Origin of the sequence: Lentzea terrae, assembly GCF_003265345.1 — a bacterium.
Classification (GTDB): domain Bacteria; phylum Actinomycetota; class Actinomycetes; order Mycobacteriales; family Pseudonocardiaceae; genus Lentzea; species Lentzea terrae.
This window is the reverse complement of sequence record NZ_QFWW01000022.1, coordinates 166822-167065: the sequence shown is the minus strand read 5'-3', so window position 1 is coordinate 167065 and position 244 is coordinate 166822. Positions and strand designations below refer to the sequence as shown.

The window sequence follows — 244 nt, the reverse complement described above, 5'->3', positions numbered from 1 at the left end:
GCCCAACTGGGTGGGCACGGCCAGTGTCGCGACCACGAACAGGAACAGCACGCCGCGGCCGCGGAAGCGGAGTTTGGCGAACGCGAATCCGGCGAGCGTCGAGAGCAGGACGACCGACAGTGTCACGGTGCCGGAGACGATGAAGCTGTTGCCCAGCGCTTTCCAGAACGGGATGGTGTCGAACACGCGGCTGGCGTTGGTCCAGAAGTTCCCGCCGGGGATCAGCGTGAAGTCACCGGTCAGG

At 66.0% G+C, this 244-nt stretch carries 1 pseudogene; it reads right to left on the bottom strand.

What is annotated here, in order from left to right:
- Positions 1-244: pseudogene (locus tag DI276_RS27710) on the bottom strand (carbohydrate ABC transporter permease); the annotation flags it as partial.